Raw genomic sequence first — 17,704 nt, forward strand, 5'->3', positions numbered from 1 at the left:
ATCATGGAGAATCCTCCATGGCGAGCCGACCCTCATCACCGGTTTGCTGAAGGCATGAGCAGAACGGAAGTACCCCCGGGGACCGCGAAGGCCGTCCGGGTGGCCGCAGGGGACCTGGTCCGGGTGATCGACGTCGAAGGCGGCCAGGTCGGCGACGTGTTCGCTTTCACCGGCGGCAGCTCCGAGCACCACAGCCTCGAACAGCACAGCTTCGAACACCACAGCGCCGCCCACACCCGCGCAGCGAACGACAGCCTGTTCCCCGCCGTCGGCGAGTCCTTCGTGACCGACCAACGCCGCCCGATCCTGACCCTGGTCGAGGACACCTCCCCCGGCGAGCACGACATGCTCATCCCCGCCTGCGACCCGGCCCGGTACGCCGCGCTGGGAGCGCCGGGCCACCGGTCCTGCGCCGCGAACCTGCGCGAGGCGCTGGGGGAAGCCGGCCTGAGTTTCACCGGCCCGACCCCGCAGCCGATCAACGTCTTCATGCGCATCCCGGTCGGAGAAGGCGGACGGCTCAGCTGGCTGACCGCGTCTTCACGGCCTGGCGACGCGGTGACCCTGCGGGCCGAACTGGACTGCGTCGTCGTGGTCTCCGCCTGCCCGCAGGACCTCGTCCGGATCAGCGACGCCGGACTCTCCCCGCTCGCCATCGAAACCGTCCACAATGGAGGAACACGATCATGACCACCACCGTCGGCCACGCCCACCCCGCGCTGGCCCCGACCACGCTCGGCCCTCTCGCTCTGCGCAACCGCTACGCCGTCGCCCCCATGACCCGTGTCTCGGCCGCGCCCGACGGCACGCCGACCGGCGAAATGGCCGACTACTACGCCGAATACGCCCGCGGCGGGTTCGGGCTCGTGATCAGCGAGGGCACCTACACCGACACCGCGGCCAGCCAGGGGTACCTCAACCAGCCGGGCCTCGGGCGGGACGAACACGTCGCGGGCTGGCGCGTCGTCACCGCCGGAGTGCGTGCGGCGGGCGGCCGGATGATCGCGCAGCTCATGCACGCCGGGGCGATTTCCCAGGGGAACCCGCACCAGGGCCACACCGTCGGCCCTTCGGCCGTCCAGCCGCGCGGGGAGATGATGCCCGCGTACGGCGGTTCCGGACCGTGGGCCGTGCCCCGTGAACTCACCACCGCCGAGATCGACGCCGTCATCGACGGTTTCGCCGCGGCGGCCCGGCGCGCCCGTCAGGCCGGGTTCGACGGCGTCGAAGTGCACGCGGCCAACGGTTACCTGCTCGACCAGTTCCTCACCGACTACACCAACCGGCGCACCGACTCCCACGGCGGACCGGTCGCCGGCCGGATCCGGCTGACCGCCCGCGTCGTGACCGCCGTCGCCGAGGCGGTCCCGGAGCTGGTGACCGGCGTGCGGCTGTCGCAGACGAAGGTCAACGACTTCACCTACCGCTGGCCCGGCGGCCGCGACGACGCCGAGGTGATCTTCGCCGCGGTCGCCGAGGCAGGCGCGGGCTACCTCCACATCGCCAGCGAGGGCCGGAACTGGCTCGAAACGGCGAAGCTGGCCGACGGCGCCACCATCACCGCCCTCGCCAGGGAGGTCACCGGGCTGCCGGTGATCGCCAACGGCGGGATGCACGATCTCAACCAGGCGCGAGAGGTACTCGACGGCGGGCACGCCGACCTGCTTTCGCTCGGACACGGCGCACTGGCCAACCCCGACCTGCCCGCTCGCGTCGCCGCGGCGGAACCCCTGGCCGGGTTCGACCGGGCGATGCTCTCCCCGACGGTCACGGTGGCGAACGCGCGCCGTTGGCGGGAGAGTCGGCAAGCGTGACGGAACCAAGCTGGCACGGCGGCGCGGCCGCGGTGGCGACCCTGACCTTCGACGTGGACGCGGAATCCCCGATCCTCGCGCGAGGGCGGGGTTACGCCGAGCACCTGTCGACCATGTCCCATCAGGCGTACGGGCCCCGGGTCGGGGTGCCGCGCATCCTCGACCTGCTCGACGAACTGGCCGTACCCGCGACGTTCTTCGTGCCGGGCTGGGTCGCCGAACAGCGGCCCGGCCTCGCCGCCGAGATCGTGGAACGGGGGCACGAGGTGGCCCACCACTCCTACAGCCACCGGCCGCCGACCACGATGACCGCCGCCGAGCAGCGAGCCGATTTCGAACGGGGCATGGCTGTCTTCGCGAGCCAGGGCATCGAGATCAGCGGGCATCGCGCGGCGGGCTGGGAGTCCACTTGGGACACTCCGGCGCTGGTGGCCGAGCACGGGTTGAGCTACGACTCGTCGTTGATGGCCGACGACCGGCCCTACCTGATCGAGACCGGGGCGGGCCGGATCGCCGAACTGCCGGTGCACTGGTCGCTCGACGACTGGGAGCAGTACGCGTTCCTCCCCGCACCGCAGATCGGCTCGGTGATCACCTCGCCGGTGCGGGTACTGGAGATGTGGCGCGCGGAGCTGGACGCGATGCGCCGCTACCGGTGCCTGTTCAACCTGTGCCTGCACCCGTTCCTGTCGGCCAGGCCGGGGCGGTTGGAGGCGGTGCGCGCGCTCGTCGAGTTCGGTCTCGGCCTCGGCGACGTCCGGTTCGCCCGATGTCGGGACGTGGCGGCCGCGGCATTGGCCGACCCTTCCTTGCCCGTGGAACCCTTGCGGCGCCTCGAAGTCGACCCGGCGGTCTATCCGGACTGAGCCGCCTCCAGCGCCAGAAAGAGGTCGACCCGATCCGCGGTCCGTCCGACGTCGCGGCCGGTCAGCTCGGTGACCTTGGCCAGCCGGTTGCGCAAGGTGTTGACGTGCACGAACAGGGCCGCGGCGGTGGCCGCCCACTGGCCGTCGTGGTCGAGGAACGCCCGCAGGGTCGTCTCCAGGTCACCGTCGCGGACGCGGTCGTGCTCGCGCAGCGGGCCGAGCAGGGCGTCCGCGAACGTGTGCCGCCACTGTTCGTCGTGTGACTCCAGCAGCAGCCGGTAGCTGCCCAGCTCGGCGAAACTCGCCGCCACCGGACCGCCTCGCCTGCCGCGGAGCACGCGGCAGGCTTCGCGGCTGCGCGACAACGGCTCGCGCAGCCCGGCCGCGCCGGAAACGGGATCAGCCAGCCCGACGACCACGCGCCCGCCGGAGAACCGGTGCGAGACGGCCGCCGCCAGCCGGGGCGCGAACGCGGCGGGCGACTGCCTTCCCGATCGGAAGGGCAGCACCGCCACGACGTCCCTGCTGCCCGCCGCCACGACCGCGGGAAGCCCGTCCGCCAGCAGGAAATCCGTGACGGCCTCCGCCATCCCCGGCGGGGTGGCGGTGGCGTCGTCGCCGGCGAACGCCAGCGCGATCACGGACAGGGGCCCGTCCGGATCGACGCCGAAAGCACGCAGCCTGCCGGGCACCTCCGCGACGCGCTGCGCACCGGAAAGCACCATGTCCAGCAACTCGACGGCGAACCGCATTTCGATGGCCTGCACCGCTTGGTGCCGGGCCACTTCCAGACTGAGATAACGAGCGGTCTGCTCCAGCGCGTCCCGCTCCCCCTTCGTCAGCTCGGCCACCGGACGCAGGCACAGCAGCGCGGCGTCCGCGTCGCCGATCGCGCCGACCGGGAACAGCGCCGCCCGCGTCCCCGCGCCGAGATCCGCCTCCAGCGGCGGCGGGCGCCTGGCCAAAGCCTCCGCCGCGACGCGCGCTTGTCCGGCGTCCAGTCCGGCACCGGCGGACGCCAGTTCCCGGCCCATCCGGTCGACGACCGCCAGCGGCAACTCGTGCTCACGGCGGAGGACCGCGAGCACCCCGGACGCACCGGCCCCCCTCGACAGCGCCGAGGTCAGCTCGTCTCCCCTGCGTACCAACGACATCAGCGCGTTCTGCCGGTCCGTGGCCTGGATCGCCGCCGCCGCGCGCGTGACCGCCGTGAACGGCACCGCCACCGAGATCTCCAGCAGCGGCAACCCGGCTTCCCGGCATGCCTCGGCGAGCGCCGCAGGGGTGTCGCGTTGTTCCACGCGCAGCCCGAAGATGATCCCGGCCGCTCCCGCGCGGACCACTCGCGCGACGAAGTCCGCCGGCTCGGTCCTGTCGAGCCACAGGCCGTTGGTCAGCACGACTTCGTGCTCGCGCACGTACGGCCCGGGGTCGGGCAGCTCCGTGTTGTGCACCCACAGCACCTGCTCGGCCAGCGCCCCGTCGCGGCCGGGGACGACCACCCGTAGTTCGAGATCCGGGTCCGCGACCAGCGCCGCCAAGGTCAGCATGACTGTGAATATATCCAGCCGGATACGTCCTTTATGGATGAACGGCCATTTCATCGTTTTGTCATAGTCCCTGGCTAGCGTCCCTCGAAGACACTTCAGGAGCCGAGGAGAAGAACCGTGACGGCAGTTTCGCGCACGATCGCCGAGCGCTACACCCTGCTCGAGAAGCTGGGCGGCGACGGGACGGCCGTGCTGTGGCGTGGTGAGGACGGGCCGGACGGCCGCCAGGTCGCGATCAAGGAACTGCTGCTGCCCACGCTCGACGAATCCGCACGCGCGGCCGTCGTCGAACGGCTCCAGCGTGAGGCCCGCGTGGATCACCCGTCGGTGGTGCCCGTCCACGAGGTCGTGGTGGCGGACGGGACGCCGTTCGTCGTGATGGATCTGGTGGACGCGCGGACCCTGGATGAGCTGGTGGCCTCAGGTCCACTCCCGCCGCGGTTCGTCGCGGAGATCGGCAGGCAGGTGCTCGGCGCGCTCGCCGCCGCCCACACGGCGGGTGTCGTGCACGGGGACGTGCGGCCCGCGAACATCCTGGTGTCCTCCGACGGCACGGCGAGGCTGACCGGCTTCGGGATCGGCCAGGCCCTCGACCCGAGCGGTTCGCCTGCCTTCCTCGCCCCCGAAAGGATCGCGGGGCACGAAGGCACTCCCCACTCCGATCTCTGGTCGCTCGGCGTGACGCTGCTCAGCGCGAGCGAGGGCGCGAATCCTTTCCGGCGGGAGAACGTCGCGGCCACGCTGTACGCCGTCGTCAACGATCAGCCGGTCTTCAGCCGGACGTACGGAACGCTGGCGGACGTCCTCCGCGGTCTGCTGGCGAAAGCGCCGCACGCGCGGATGCTGCCGGATCACGCGATCCCGATGCTGGCTCTGGCCACGAACGGCGCCGAAACCCCGATGCCGGTCCTGCCCGTGGCGCAGCGGCCTTCTCCCGGGCTCGCCACGCCTTCGGTGCCCGCGATCCTGGCCGGAGTGGGGAGCATGCTGTTCGGCTTCTACGTGCTGGCGAACGCGATGATGTTCCACCGCGCGTACTACCTGTTCGACCTCCTCTGGCCGCCGGTCCTGCTCGGCCGCCTCGGCATCGTCCTGGCGGGCGTGCTTGCGATGGTCGGTGGTGGTCTCCTGCTCGCCAGGGTCCGCCAGGGGCAGGTCATGAGCAGCGTCGCCGGCGGGCTGACGCTGCTCAGTGTGGTGATACTGAACTGGACCGACGAGGAACGGGCGCACTTCGGCCTCGTGCTGGAGCCGGGGTTCACCCTCGATGTCTTCGCCGCCGTCTTCGCCATCGTCCTGGTCATCGCCGTGTGGTTCGTCCCGGCCCGGCGTCCTGCTGTGGGCTGATCCGCTCACAGCAGAGAAACCGGCGGACGGCCGGGCCCCGGCGGCATCGTCGGGGCATGACCGACTACGAGAAGCAGCCACTCTTCGACCAACGGCTCCGGGAACGGTTCTTCAGCCAGCGTGTGCTGGTCCTCGACGGCGCGCTCGACGACGACAACGGGACAGTGCTCACCACCCAGCTCCTGTCGCTGGCGAGCGAGGACCCTCGCAAGGACATCGCGTTGTGGATCCACTCGCCGGGCGGCTCGGTCCCTTCGATGCTGGCCATCCGCGACGTGATGCGGCTCGTGCCGTGCGACGTCGCCACCCTCGCGCTGGGGCTGGCGTGCAGTGCCGGGCAGTTCCTGCTCTCCGCGGGCACGCCGGGCAAACGGTTCGCCCTGCCGCACGCGCGGATCCTGATGCACCAGGGTTCGGCGGGCATCGGCGGCTCGGCCGTCGAGGTGGAGGTGCAGGCCGACGATCTGCGCTACACGCGGGACACGGTGCTCGGCCTCATCTCCGACGACACCGGGCAGCCCATCGACCGGATCTTCGCCGACTCCCTGCACGATCGCTGGTTCACCACCGAACAGGCGCGCGAGTACGGCTTCATCGACCACATCGTCGAAAGCCTCGACCAGGTCGTCCCCGTCCGTACCCACAAACTCGGCCTCGGCTCGGAAAGGGGTGTCGGCGCATGAGCACCTACACCATCCCCAACGTCATCTCCCGCAGTCCCGCCGGCGAGCGGATCATGGACGTCTACTCGCATCTGCTGTCGGAACGGATCATCTATCTCGGGACCGCGATCGACTCCGGCGTGGCGAACGCGCTGATCACGCAGCTGCTGTTCCTGGAGGCGGACAACCCGGAGCAGGAGATCAACCTCTACATCAACACCGAGGGCGGCGACCCGTCGGCGATGCTCGCGCTGTACGACACCATGCGCTTCATCAAGGCGCCGGTGGCGACGACCTGCGTCGGCCAGGCCGTCGCGGCGGGGGCGATCCTGCTGGCCGCGGGCGAGGCCGGGCACCGGTTCGTGCTGCCCCACACCCGCGTGGTGCTGCACCAGCCCGCGGCGCAGGGCCGCGGCACCATCCCGGACCTCATCCTCCAGGCCGACGAGGTCGTGCGGGTGCGGACTCAGCTGGAGGAGATCCTGTCCTCGCACACCGGCCGCGCCGTCACGGATCTCCGGCACGACACCGACCGGGACCGCGTGTTCGACGCGGCGGGTGCCGTCGCGTACGGGCTCGCGGATCGCGTGCTGGACAGCCGGAACTAGGCGGCCATCAGAACGGGTCCAGCCGGGCGGCGGCCGACCGCGAGGCCTGTGCTGCCGCCCCGCCGGACCGTGCCCGCGATGCCGAAGAGGAGATCCGCCAGGTCGATCCCGAGCGCGCCGGTGACCGCGGCGATCATCTCGCTGGACGGCTCCTTGCGGCCGCGCTCGATCTCCGAAAGGTACTGCGGCGAGATCCCGGCGCGTTCCGCGACGTCGACGAGACGGCCGCCCTGCTCCTCCCTCGCCGCGCGCAGGCTCCGGCCCAGCACGTCACGCCACAGCGGCTCCGGATCGGGGCGCTTCTGGTGGAAAGGGAGGATGTCCGCCATACGCTCATCGTGACATCGGGCCGCGGCTCGCGTGCTCCGTTCCGCTCAAGGCGAAACCGAGCCGCGGAAGGCGCGCCGGTACGCGCCCGGCGTCGTACCGACCTGATCGCGGAATCTGCGTCGGAGGTTGACCGCCGACGTGAGACCGACACGGGCCGCGATCACCTCCACCGGCAGGCCGGTCTCCTCCAGGAGAGTGCGCGCTTCGGTCACGCGGCGGGTCAGCAGCCATGTCCCCGGCGTGGTGCCGAGACGATCCGCGAAACGCCGGGCCAGCGTGCGGGACGAAACGTTGAGGTGCGCGGCCAGATCGCTCACCGACAACGACGTCCCGAGGCGGCCGCCCGCCCACTCGAGGAGGCCGTCCAGCTCGTCCGCGGGCGGCGGGGCCGGGACGAACTGCGCCTGACCGCCGTCGCGATGGGGCGGCATCACCATGTGCCGCGCGACGAGGGCGGCGTGCGCGGCCCCGTGGTCCCGCCGGACGAGGTGCAGGCAGAGGTCGATCCCGGCGCCCGCGCCGGCACTCGTGGCGACGTCGCCGTGGTCCACGTAGAGCACGTCCGGCTCCACGCGCACCTGCGGGAACTCCTCCTGCAGCTGGGCCGCGCGCGCCCAATGCGTGGTCGCCGCCCTGCCGTCCAGCAGCCCGGTGCGGGCCAGCGCGAACACGCCGGAACAGATCGTGACCAGCCGCGCTCCCCTGGCGTGCGCGCGAAGGAGCGCCCGGCGCACGGGTGGTGACAGCGGGTCCTCCACCGGGGCCCAGCCCGGGATGAGCACCGTGTCCGCGTCCGCCAGCGCGGAAAGACCCCGGGTCACGGACATCGCGTACCCGGCCGTGGTCGGCACCGGGCCGGGTTTCTCCGTGCAGACGTCGAATCCGTAGTGCCGCGGCACGCCTGCCCGCTCCGTCCCGAAGACCTCGGCGGCGATGCCGAGTTCGAACGTCGACTGCGTCGGCCGCACCAAGGCCATCACGCGATGCATGGCAGGAAAATACCCCATGATGTCTTCCTGGACACTGTCCGGCGGCCTGATGATCGCGGCACCATGGGCTCATGCACCCCGAGATCCTCGCCCAAGAGGGCTACACTTCCGTCTCCGTCAAGGAATCCCCCGTTCGCGAGCTCTTCCCCGGAATCCGCGTGCGTCCACTGTGGACAGGCACGGACGGCGCGCACGCCAACATGCTGGAGATGGATCCCGGCACCTCATGGCCGCATCGCGACGTTCACGAACCGGGATCCGAGGAGGTGTACGTCGTCTCCGGCATCTTCAACGACGGCGCGCGCGACTATCCGGCGGGGACTTTCCTGCACGCTCCGGCCGGTTCGTGGCACGTGCCCGCGTCGGCGACCGGGTGCACGCTCTTCGTCTTCTATCCCGAAGGCTGACGCCGGGTCAGCCGATGACCGAAAGTCCGCTCTCGGCCGCGAGAATACCCGCGACCGAGACGGCCTGTTCGGCGGTGATCTTCGCGCCACGCAAGGTGAGCAGGCCACGGGCGCCGGACAACCGCGAACCGCGCAGATCACAGTCCACCGCCGCGGTCGCCGCGAATTCCGTTTCGGTGAAGTCACAGTCCACAAAGGTCAGACGCGACAGGTCGCCGGAGAACACCGTCTCCCGGAACGAACATCCGGAGAACACGGCCGAACCCTTCACCCGCTCGACCGTCAGCGACGCGTAGTCGAACCGTGCGTTCTCGACGTACAGATCGGAGGCGGAAGCGATCGACACACCCAGCCCGATCGCACGGCAACGAAGGATCTCGACGCGGCGTGCCGAGAGTTCGCGGATGGCCGCGTTGGACAGGTCGACGCCTTCGAGGATCACATCGGACAGCGTCAGCCTGTCGAGCCTGGCGTTGGCGAGGCTCACTTCCGAGACCAGGGAACGCACGATCTCCCCACCGCCGCGGACCCCGCCCTGGTCGCCGCCGTCGAGATGGACGGAGTCGAGATCGAAGTAGCCTTCGAACAGGGCCGGTTCGCCTGTGAGGTCTTCCCGTTCGACCGAAGGGCGCCGCACCTTGATGCCGTCGAAATCCCGGAACTCCATGATCCGGACGGTACCCCAGGGCCGGCCTTCGCCGAGCAAAAAGGGGCCCGCCCCGAAAGGCGGACCCCCTGTTCAGACCACGAGGTCAGTCGCGGACGCCCTTCACCGCGTCCTTGATCTTCTCGCCTGCCTGCTTGACGTTGGCCTTGCCCTGCTCGGCCTTGCCTTCGGCCTGCCACTGCTCGTTGTCCGTGGCGTTCCCGACGGCTTCCTTAGCCTTGCCCTTGAGCTCGTCGACCTTGTTTTCCGCTTTGTCGTTCATCAGGGCCTCCATTCGTTGTCCGCCGCCCTCCGGTTACCCGGTGACGCGCCCCGAAAACGGCGAATCCGCTGTGGCTCCCGACACGTTTGAGACGCCAAGGTCGAGTTCCGCCCAGACGGTCTTGCCGTCGTCACGGTGGTCCTGCCCCCACTTCGTGGTGCAGGCTTCGACGAGGGCGAGGCCTCGGCCGCCGGTTTCCGAAGGCGGGCGAGGGCTGGCGAGCGCCTTGTCGGCGACGTCATGCAGCTCCGCGCGCACCCAGGCGCGGGCCCGGGCCAGTTCCCCCAGGTCATCGCCCACGTCCAAGGTCAGGACTTCGACCTCGGAGCCGGCGGGCGCGGCCTCCTCGGTGGACACGGGGACCTCCCTGTTCTCGGCGACCCGTCACGGGCTCGTGTGGACCTGGTACCCCGAATTCCCCGAACCTTAACGACCGGCCTTTCACCGCTCGCCACCTGTGTGCCCGCACGGGTAGACCGTTTTCGCGACGACGGCTTCGCACGCCGGGCAGTTGTTCACCGGCCGCTCGCGACGGCCCCAGAAGGGATGGGCGGCCCCGCAGAGCGCGGTGACCTGGTCACCGAGGCCGATATCCGGGTTGCAGACGGGACAGTACGCGTGCGCAGCTCGTTCGATTTCGCCTGTCATCCTTCTCCTCCGGGTGTAGGTCGTTATACATACTTTCGACCCTGTTCAGCGTACGGCGTTACTTGTTCCGCGTTTTCCGGTTTGCCCGGCCCCGCATCCGCGTTCCCCCAGGGGCACCGGTTCCAGGAATTCGCAGCCTCGCATATTTCGATCGCCCGACAGAATGGATTAATCCAATTTCTCACGGCAATTACCACGCCATTACCCGACCATTTACTTACTGGTCTTTTCGAGTGATCAACTGTCATGATCACCTTCGCGGAAAGACAACCGGCACGCGGTGCCGCTAACCTTGCATTGTTCCCGGACAGACTCGGCACGTCCTGTTCGCGCTGTCTGCCTCATTCACGACTTTAGTCGGGAGGTCGCGAGCGTGCGCTCGCCACGAAAAGCCACCGAAAAAGGCTCCGAAAACCACCACAACGAAGGCGCGGCGACCACCGCCCTGCTCCGCCTCGGCCGTTATTTGACCCGCGCGGAGAGTTCGGCCGATCTGCATTCGGTGCATCTGACCGGAGGCCGGGAAGGCGACGCGTTCTACCGTGATCGCTGGAGCCACGACAAGGTGGTCCCCTCGACGCACGGCGTGAACTGCACGGGTTCCTGTCGCTGGAACGTGTACGTCTCCGACGGGATCATCACCTGGGAGAGCCAAGACCCGGACTATCCCTCCGTCGGCCCCGACAAGCCCGAGTACGAACCGCGCGGATGCCCGCGCGGCGCCTCCTTTTCGTGGTATTCCTATTCCCCGACCCGGGTACGGTTTCCGTACGCGCGAGGCGTACTGGTCGAAATGTACCGTGAGGCACTGAAACAGCACGGCGATCCGGTCACCGCTTGGGCCTCGGTGGTCGACGACCCGATGAAGAGACTGTCCTATCAACGTGCCCGAGGAAAAGGCGGCCTGGTCCGGATCAGCTGGGACGAGGCTTCGGAAATCGCCGCCGCCGCGCATGTGCACACCATTTCCCGATACGGCCCGGACAGGGTCGCCGGCTTTTCGCCGATTCCGGCGATGTCCATGGTCTCGCACGCGATCGGGTCCCGGTTCATGGCGCTGATCGGCGCTCCGATGCTCTCCTTCTACGACTGGTACGCCGATCTGCCGGTGGCCTCACCGCAGGTGTTCGGCGATCAGACCGACGTCCCGGAATCCGCCGACTGGTGGGACGCCGCGTACCTGATGATGTGGGGCTCGAACGTCCCGGTGACCCGGACACCGGACGCGCATTGGATGGCCGAGGCGCGGTATCGCGGGCAAAAGGTCGTCGTGGTCTCCCCCGACTACGCCGACAACACCAAGTTCGCCGACGAGTGGCTGGCCCCGCATCCCGGCACCGACGCCGCGCTGGCGATGGCCATGGGGCACGTCATCCTCACCGAGTTCTTCGCCGAACGGCAGGTCCCGTACTTCACCGACTACGTCCGCCGCTTCACCGACCTCCCCTTCCTGGTCACGCTGACCGAACGGGACGGCGCGTACGTCCCGTCGAAGTTCCTCACCGCCGCCGACCTCGGTGACACCGGGGCGGCCGAGCCACAGTGGAAGACCGTCCTGGTCGACGACCGCACCGGCGAACCGGTCGTGCCCAACGGTTCCGTCGGCTTCCGCTGGAACGAGCACGACCAGGGCCACTGGAACCTGGACCTCGGCGACGTCGTCCCGCGGCTGAGCCTGCTCGACGACCCCGGCCACGAAGGCGTCGAGGTGCTGCTTCCGCGGTTCGACGCGGACGGCGTCCTGCGGCGCGGAGTGCCCGCCGTCGAGCACGGCGGGCAGCTGGTCACCACGGTGTTCGACCTGCTGATGGCGCAGTACGGCGTGCGGCGTGGCGAACTGCCCGGCCGGTGGCCGTCCGGCTACGACGATCCGGCGGAGCCGTGCACTCCGGCGTGGCAGCAGGAGATCACCTCGGTCCCGGCCGAGCGGGTCACCCGGATCGCCAGGGAATTCGCCGAGACGGCGGAGGCCTCCCGCGGCCGGTGCATGATCCTGATGGGCGCGGGCACCAACCACTGGTTCCACTCCGACACCATCTACCGGTCCTTCCTGGCGCTGCTGACGATGACGGGCTGTCAGGGCCGCAACGGCGGCGGCTGGGCGCATTACGTCGGTCAGGAGAAGGTGCGGCCGCTGACCGGGCACCAGACCCTGGCCGGCGCGATGGACTGGATGCGGCCCGCCCGGCAGATGATCGGGACCGCCTACTGGTACCTGCACACCGGCCAGTGGCGCTACGACGCCCTGCGCAACGACGAGCTGGCCTCCCCGCTGGCGCCCGGAAGCCTCGCCGGGACCAGCGCCGCGGACACGCTCGCGCAGTCGGCGCGGCTGGGTTGGATGCCCTCGTTCCCCACTTTCGACCGCAATCCGCTGGACCTGGTCGACGAGGCCGACGAAGCCGGGGTCGACCCCGTCCACCACGTCACCGCCCAGCTCCGCGAAGGCAAGCTGGGGTTCGCCGCCGAGGATCCGGACGCGCCGGAGAACTGGCCGCGGGTGCTCACGGTGTGGCGGTCCAACCTGCTCGGCTCCTCGGCCAAGGGCCACGAGTACTTCCTGCGCCATCTGCTCGGCACCGACGCGAACCTGCGCGGTGAAGAGGCGCCGCCGGACTCGCGGCCGAAATCCGTGAAATGGCGCGACACCGCCCCGGTCGGCAAATTGGATCTTATGCTGGCAATCGATTACCGGATGACCAGCACCACCCTGTTCGCCGATCTCGTGCTGCCCGCCGCGACCTGGTACGAGAAGCACGATCTGTCGTCCACGGACATGCATCCCTTCGTGCATTCCTTCAACGCCGCCGTCGATCCGCCGTGGCAGACCCGCACCGACTTCGAGGCCTTCCACACGATCGCGAAGCGGTTCAGCGAGCTCGCCGAGCGGCATCTCGGGGTGCGCAAGGATCTCGTCGCCACCCCGATGACGCACGACACTCCCGGCGAGACCGCGCAGCCGGGCGGTGTGGTCCGCGATTGGCGCGACGGCGACGTCGAGCCGATCCCGGGTGTCACCATGCCGAAGCTGACCGTCGTCGAGCGCGATTACCCCGCGGTGGCGGCGCAACTGGCCACGCTCGGCCCGCTCCTGGAGAAACTGGGCGCCACCAGCAAGGGCCTCACCTACGACGTCGGCGAGGAAGTGAACTGGCTGCGGGCGAAGAACGGCGTCGCGACGACGGGCGCGGGCCGGGGCCAGGCGCTGATCGACACCGACATCAAGGCTGCGGACGCCGTGCTCGCGCTGTCGGGCACCACCAACGGACGGCTGGCCACTCAGGGTTTCCGTGACCTCGAGAAGCGGGTCGGCACCGAACTGGCGCATCTTTCCGCCGAGCACGAAGGCAAGAAGATCACCTTCGCCGACACCCGGTCCCGGCCGGCTGCGGTGATCACCAGCCCGGAATGGTCCGGCAGCGAAAGCGGCGGCCGCCGCTACTCGGCGTTCGTGATAAACGTCGAACACGGCAAGCCGTGGCACACCCTCACCGGCCGTCAGCATTTCTTCCTCGACCACGACTGGATGCACGAACTCGGTGAGGCGCTGCCGATCTACCGGCCTCCGCTGGGTTCGCACCATCTCTCCGGCGGGACGGGAGACGCCGCCGAGGTCACCGTGCGCTATCTGACCCCGCACAGCAAATGGTCGATCCACTCGACCTACCAGGACAACCTGCACATGCTCACCCTGTCCCGCGGCGGGCAGGGGATCTGGATGAGCCCGTCCGACGCCGAAGCGATCGGGGCCAAGGACAACGACTGGATCGAGGCGGTCAACCGCAACGGTGTCGTGGTGGCCCGCGCGATCGTCTCCCATCGCATGCCCGCGGGCACCGTTTTCCTTTACCACGCCCAGGACCGGGCGGTGAACGTGCCGCGCAGCGAGGCCACCGGCAAACGCGGTGGCACGCACAACTCGCTGACCCGGCTGCTGCTCAAACCCACCCATCTCATCGGCGGCTACGCCCAGCTCTCCTTCGGTTTCAACTACCTGGGCCCCACCGGCAACCAGCGCGACGAGGTCACCGTGATCCGCCGCCGTTCCCAGGAGGTGCGTTACTGATGCGGGTCATGGCACAGCTGGCCATGGTGATGAACCTCGACAAGTGCATCGGCTGCCACACCTGTTCGGTGACCTGCAAGCAGGCCTGGACGAACCGGACGGGTACCGAGTACGCGTGGTTCAACAACGTGGAAACCCGGCCGGGGCAAGGATATCCGCAGCGCTACGAAGATCAGGAGCGCTGGAAGGGCGGCTGGGAGCGGACGGCGAAAGGCAAGCTGCGGCTGCGCGCGGGCGGGCGGCTGACCAAGCTCGGGAAGCTCTTCGCCAACCCGGAACTGCCGGAGATCTCCGACTACTACGAGCCGTGGACCTACGATTACGCCACCCTGATCGAGGCGCCGCTGGGCGACGACGTGCCCACCGCCGCGCCCCGGTCGGCCATCACCGGCGAACCCACCCAGCCCACCTGGGGCCCGAACTGGGACGACGACCTCGGTGGTTCCACCGAACACGGCGTCAAGGACCCGATCGCCGAGAAGCTGCGTGACGAACTCGGGATCCAGATCAAATTCGAGTTCGAGCAGAGCTTCATGTTCTACCTGCCGCGGATCTGCGAGCACTGCCTCAATCCGTCCTGTGTGGCCAGTTGCCCGTCCGGCGCGATGTACAAACGCGAAGAGGACGGGATCGTGCTGGTCGACCAGGACCAGTGCCGCGGCTGGCGGATGTGCGTCACCGGCTGCCCGTACAAGAAGGTCTACTTCAACCACAAGACCGGCAAGGCCGAGAAGTGCACCTTCTGCTACCCGCGGGTGGAAGCCGGGCAGCCGACGGTGTGCGCGGAGACCTGTGTCGGACGGCTGCGCTACATCGGTGTCCTGCTCTACGACGCCGACAAGGTCACCGAGGCCGCGTCCGTCGCCGACGAGCACGACCTCTACCCCGCGCAACTCGACCTGCTGCTCGATCCGCACGACCCCGCCGTGATCCGGGCCGCCGAGGCGGCCGGTATCCCCCACGACTGGCTCACCGCGGCGCGGCGTTCGCCGGTGTACCAGCTGATCCACGACTACCGGCTGGCGCTGCCGTTGCATCCGGAATACCGCACGATGCCGATGGTCTGGTACATCCCGCCCTTGTCGCCGGTGGTCGACGCGGTCAGCGGAAGCGGTCACGACGGCGAACACCGCGACAACCTGTTCGGTGCCATCGACGCCCTGCGGATCCCGATCGAGTACCTGGCCGAACTGTTCACCGCCGGGGACACCGAGCCGGTCCGGCGGTCGCTGCGGCGGCTGGCCGCGATGCGGTCCTACATGCGCGCGGTGAACCTCGGGCAGGAGACCGACGAGGACATCCCCGCCTCCGTCGGCCTGACCGGCGAGCAGATCTTCGCCATGCACAGGCTGCTCGCGCTGGCCAAGTACGACGAGCGCTATGTCATCCCCACCGCGGGCGTCGGGCAGGCCCACGATCTGGAGGGCATCGCCACCCGGTGCAGCCTCGACGTCGACGGCGGCCCCGGTATGGGCGGCAAGGAGTCCACAGTGGACCTGATCAGCTGGGACGACGGCGCCCGCCCGGACGCGCTGTTCCCGACCCTGCGAAGGCAAAGCCGGTGAAACTCCTCCGCCCCCGGACGACTGTGGCCCCGGATCACGCCGCGCTGCGCCAAATCGCCGGCTGGTGCCTGCAGTATCCCGACGAAGCCGTCCTCGGCAAACTCGGCCTGCTGCGCGCCTGCCTCGACGAGACCACCGGCCCCGGCCACGACGAGCTTTCCCGCACCGTGGCCTACCTCGAACAGGGCGAGCCAGGCGAGCTGGCCTCGCACTACATCGAGGTCTTCGACCGGAAACCCCGCCGGACACTGCATCTGAGCTGGTTCCTCGACGGCGACACACGCCGCCGCGGCGAGACCTTGGCCGCGGTGCGCCGGTTCTACCGCACCCACGGATTCGCCCCCGCCGAGAACGAGCTGCCGGACTTCCTGCCGGTGATCCTGGAGTTCGCCGCCGCGGCCGGTCCCGACGAGGCCGGACAGGTGCTCGCCCGCTTTCATCCCGCACTGGAGCTTCTGCACCGCAACCTGTCCACTATGGACACCCCGTATCGCGACGCGGTCACGGCGGTGCTGGCCACCCTGCCCGCCACCCCCGCGCCGATCCCCGCCGAACCCCCTGCCGAACTGGTCGGCCTCGACCCGTTCCCCACCGGCACCGGAGGTGGCCGATGAGTTCCGGACTGGATCTGCTGCTGTGGGGCGCCGCGCCCTACGCGTCGATCGCGCTGCTGGTCTTCGGCACGATCTGGCGGTACCGCCACGACAAGTTCGGCTGGACGACCCGGTCGAGCCAGCTCCACGAATCCCGGCTCCTGCGGGTGGCCAGCCCCGTGTTCCACATCGGACTCCTGATGGTGATCGGCGGCCACGTGCTCGGCCTGTTCGTACCGAAGGGCGTCACCGAGTTCGCGGGGCTCGACGAACACGGCTACCACCTGATCTCGCTCGGGATGGGCAGTGTCGCCGGGCTGGTCGCGATCGGCGGGCTCGGTCTGCTGCTGTGGCGGCGGATCCGGGTGCCGGCGGTGCGCGGGGCCACCTCGGTCAGCGACAAGTTCATGTACGTGGTGCTCGTACTCGTGATGCTCGCCGGGCTGGCGAACACCCTGGTCGACAACGGACTCCGCGGCGGATACGACTACCGCGAGACGGTCGCGCCCTGGTTCCGAGGCATCCTGCTGCTCGATCCCCAGCCGGAGCTGATGGCGTCGGCGCCGCTGGACTACCGGCTGCACACCGCGCTGGCCATGGTGCTGTTCGCGCTGTGGCCGTTTTCCCGCCTGGTCCACGCTTTCAGCGCGCCGGTGCGGTACCTGCTCCGTCCATACGTGGTCTACCGGCGCCGCGCCCCCGGCAGTGTCGGCACCCGAGACCCGCGCCGCGGCTGGGAATGACCCGCCTCCGCCGCACCGCCTACGTCGCGCTGAGTTCGTTCGGCTGCATCGTCTTCATCGGCCTCTGCGCGATCCTGTCCGGGGCGCCCCTGCTGTTCCCCTCGCTCGGGCCCACCGCGTTCCTGGTCTTCGCGAGCCCGCAGGCGCCCGGCGCGAGCCCACGCAACACGGTGCTCGGCCATCTGGCCGGTGTCCTCGCGGGGCTCACCGGCCTCGCCGTCACCGGATTGCTCACCGCCGCCCCGGACCTGACACATCCCTCCTGGCCCAGGATCGGGGCGGCCGCGATCGCGCTCGGTCTCACCTGCGCCGCGATGGCCGCGCTTGAGATCCCGCATCCGCCCGCCGGGGCCACCACCCTGATCATCGCGCTCGGCCTCCTGCACACCGCTCCGCAGATCGTCGCGGTCGTGGTGGGCGTCGCTCTCATCGCGTTGCTGGCCGTGGTGATCAACAAACTGTTCGGCGTTCCGTATCCGTGGTGGCGCTCGCCCGCTCCGGTCACCGCGCCGCAGCGGATGCTCCGCGCATGAGTAGATCCACTCACTCGATCTTGAGTAGCCATCCCCGACCTCAGCGAATGTGGT

General features: G+C 69.5%; 19 protein-coding genes. 12 read left to right on the forward strand and 7 right to left on the reverse strand.

Translation table 11 applies throughout. From position 1 onward, the window contains the following. Positions 1-54: 54 nt before the first annotated feature. From ACZ6YV_RS00080 to ACZ6YV_RS00090, 3 genes are read left to right on the forward strand one after another with little or no spacing between them, the layout of a single operon-like run. Positions 55-690: a DUF1989 domain-containing protein gene (locus tag ACZ6YV_RS00080; RefSeq protein ID WP_465507543.1), complete on the forward strand. Its 636-nt coding sequence runs from the start codon at positions 55-57 to the stop codon at positions 688-690. Then, a complete protein-coding gene (locus ACZ6YV_RS00085; RefSeq protein WP_465507544.1) occupies positions 687-1,814 on the forward strand; it encodes an oxidoreductase in 1,128 nt (375 codons plus the stop codon). The genes ACZ6YV_RS00080 and ACZ6YV_RS00085 overlap by 4 nt, the downstream gene beginning before the upstream one ends. Beyond that, the gene (locus tag ACZ6YV_RS00090) at positions 1,811-2,680 is read left to right on the forward strand and encodes a polysaccharide deacetylase family protein (RefSeq protein ID WP_465507545.1); all 870 of its coding nucleotides are present in this window, start codon (positions 1,811-1,813) and stop codon (positions 2,678-2,680) included. The genes ACZ6YV_RS00085 and ACZ6YV_RS00090 overlap by 4 nt, the downstream gene beginning before the upstream one ends. Here the strand turns inward: ACZ6YV_RS00090 and ACZ6YV_RS00095 are convergent. Next, positions 2,668-4,230: a PucR family transcriptional regulator gene (locus tag ACZ6YV_RS00095; protein ID WP_465507546.1), complete on the reverse strand. Its 1,563-nt coding sequence runs from the start codon at positions 4,228-4,230 to the stop codon at positions 2,668-2,670. The genes ACZ6YV_RS00090 and ACZ6YV_RS00095 overlap by 13 nt on opposite strands. A gap of 117 nt (positions 4,231-4,347) precedes the next feature. Between ACZ6YV_RS00095 and ACZ6YV_RS00100 the strand changes: the two genes are divergently transcribed. Genes ACZ6YV_RS00100 through ACZ6YV_RS00110 form a run of 3 tightly spaced genes read left to right on the forward strand, consistent with a single transcriptional unit; the run spans position 4,348 to position 6,847 of the window. Next, positions 4,348-5,577 (forward strand): serine/threonine-protein kinase, encoded by a 1,230-nt coding sequence (locus tag ACZ6YV_RS00100; protein WP_465507547.1) that lies wholly within the window; start codon positions 4,348-4,350, stop codon positions 5,575-5,577. Between the two features lie 56 nt (positions 5,578-5,633). Continuing rightward, entirely contained in the window at positions 5,634-6,260 is a 627-nt protein-coding gene (locus ACZ6YV_RS00105; RefSeq protein WP_465507548.1) for a ClpP family protease, read from the forward strand. Beyond that, entirely contained in the window at positions 6,257-6,847 is a 591-nt protein-coding gene (locus tag ACZ6YV_RS00110; protein ID WP_465507549.1) for a ClpP family protease, read from the forward strand. Before ACZ6YV_RS00105 ends, ACZ6YV_RS00110 begins: the two co-directional genes overlap by 4 nt. Here ACZ6YV_RS00110 and ACZ6YV_RS00115 read toward each other — a convergent pair. Beyond that, on the reverse strand, positions 6,844-7,176 hold the full coding sequence (locus ACZ6YV_RS00115; RefSeq protein ID WP_465507550.1) for a helix-turn-helix domain-containing protein: 333 nt from the start codon (positions 7,174-7,176) through the stop codon (positions 6,844-6,846). The two genes, ACZ6YV_RS00110 and ACZ6YV_RS00115, sit on opposite strands and share 4 nt — an antisense overlap. Positions 7,177-7,221: 45 nt before the next feature. Continuing rightward, on the reverse strand, positions 7,222-8,166 hold the full coding sequence (locus tag ACZ6YV_RS00120; protein ID WP_465507551.1) for a GlxA family transcriptional regulator: 945 nt from the start codon (positions 8,164-8,166) through the stop codon (positions 7,222-7,224). Positions 8,167-8,237: 71 nt separating this feature from the next. Here ACZ6YV_RS00120 and ACZ6YV_RS00125 point away from each other — a divergent pair, with 71 nt between their 5' ends. Next, positions 8,238-8,573, forward strand: a complete 336-nt coding sequence (locus ACZ6YV_RS00125) for a cupin domain-containing protein (RefSeq protein ID WP_465507552.1) — start codon at positions 8,238-8,240, stop codon at positions 8,571-8,573. 7 nt (positions 8,574-8,580) lie between these two features. Here the strand turns inward: ACZ6YV_RS00125 and ACZ6YV_RS00130 are convergent, their stop codons facing one another. The 4 genes from ACZ6YV_RS00130 to ACZ6YV_RS00145 all read right to left on the reverse strand — a co-directional run bounded on the left by ACZ6YV_RS00130 (position 8,581) and on the right by ACZ6YV_RS00145 (position 10,150). Further along, the gene (locus ACZ6YV_RS00130; RefSeq protein ID WP_465507553.1) at positions 8,581-9,240 is read right to left on the reverse strand and encodes a pentapeptide repeat-containing protein; all 660 of its coding nucleotides are present in this window, start codon (positions 9,238-9,240) and stop codon (positions 8,581-8,583) included. An 85-nt stretch (positions 9,241-9,325) separates the two neighbouring features. Next, positions 9,326-9,502: a CsbD family protein gene (locus tag ACZ6YV_RS00135; RefSeq protein WP_378242225.1), complete on the reverse strand. Its 177-nt coding sequence runs from the start codon at positions 9,500-9,502 to the stop codon at positions 9,326-9,328. Between the two features lie 33 nt (positions 9,503-9,535). Beyond that, positions 9,536-9,859, reverse strand: a complete 324-nt coding sequence (locus ACZ6YV_RS00140) for an ATP-binding protein (protein WP_465507554.1) — start codon at positions 9,857-9,859, stop codon at positions 9,536-9,538. Positions 9,860-9,943: 84 nt separating this feature from the next. Beyond that, positions 9,944-10,150, reverse strand: a complete 207-nt coding sequence (locus ACZ6YV_RS00145; protein ID WP_465507555.1) for a hypothetical protein — start codon at positions 10,148-10,150, stop codon at positions 9,944-9,946. A gap of 373 nt (positions 10,151-10,523) precedes the next feature. On the opposite strand from ACZ6YV_RS00145, the gene ACZ6YV_RS00150 reads away from it, so the two are divergent. From ACZ6YV_RS00150 to ACZ6YV_RS00170, 5 genes are read left to right on the forward strand one after another with little or no spacing between them, the layout of a single operon-like run. Continuing rightward, positions 10,524-14,216, forward strand: coding sequence for a nitrate reductase subunit alpha (locus ACZ6YV_RS00150; protein ID WP_465507556.1), 3,693 nt, complete (start codon positions 10,524-10,526; stop codon positions 14,214-14,216). Beyond that, positions 14,216-15,781 (forward strand): nitrate reductase subunit beta, encoded by a 1,566-nt coding sequence (gene narH / locus ACZ6YV_RS00155; RefSeq protein ID WP_465507557.1) that lies wholly within the window; start codon positions 14,216-14,218, stop codon positions 15,779-15,781. The genes ACZ6YV_RS00150 and narH overlap by 1 nt, the downstream gene beginning before the upstream one ends. Continuing rightward, a complete protein-coding gene (gene narJ, locus ACZ6YV_RS00160) occupies positions 15,778-16,395 on the forward strand; it encodes a nitrate reductase molybdenum cofactor assembly chaperone (RefSeq protein WP_465507558.1) in 618 nt (205 codons plus the stop codon). The genes narH and narJ overlap by 4 nt, the downstream gene beginning before the upstream one ends. After that, entirely contained in the window at positions 16,392-17,117 is a 726-nt protein-coding gene (narI, locus tag ACZ6YV_RS00165) for a respiratory nitrate reductase subunit gamma (protein ID WP_465507559.1), read from the forward strand. Before narJ ends, narI begins: the two co-directional genes overlap by 4 nt. Continuing rightward, positions 17,114-17,650, forward strand: coding sequence for an HPP family protein (locus ACZ6YV_RS00170; RefSeq protein ID WP_465507560.1), 537 nt, complete (start codon positions 17,114-17,116; stop codon positions 17,648-17,650). The genes narI and ACZ6YV_RS00170 overlap by 4 nt, the downstream gene beginning before the upstream one ends. The last annotated feature ends 54 nt before the right edge of the window (positions 17,651-17,704 follow it).

The organism is Amycolatopsis sp. NPDC102522 (genome assembly GCF_055584485.1).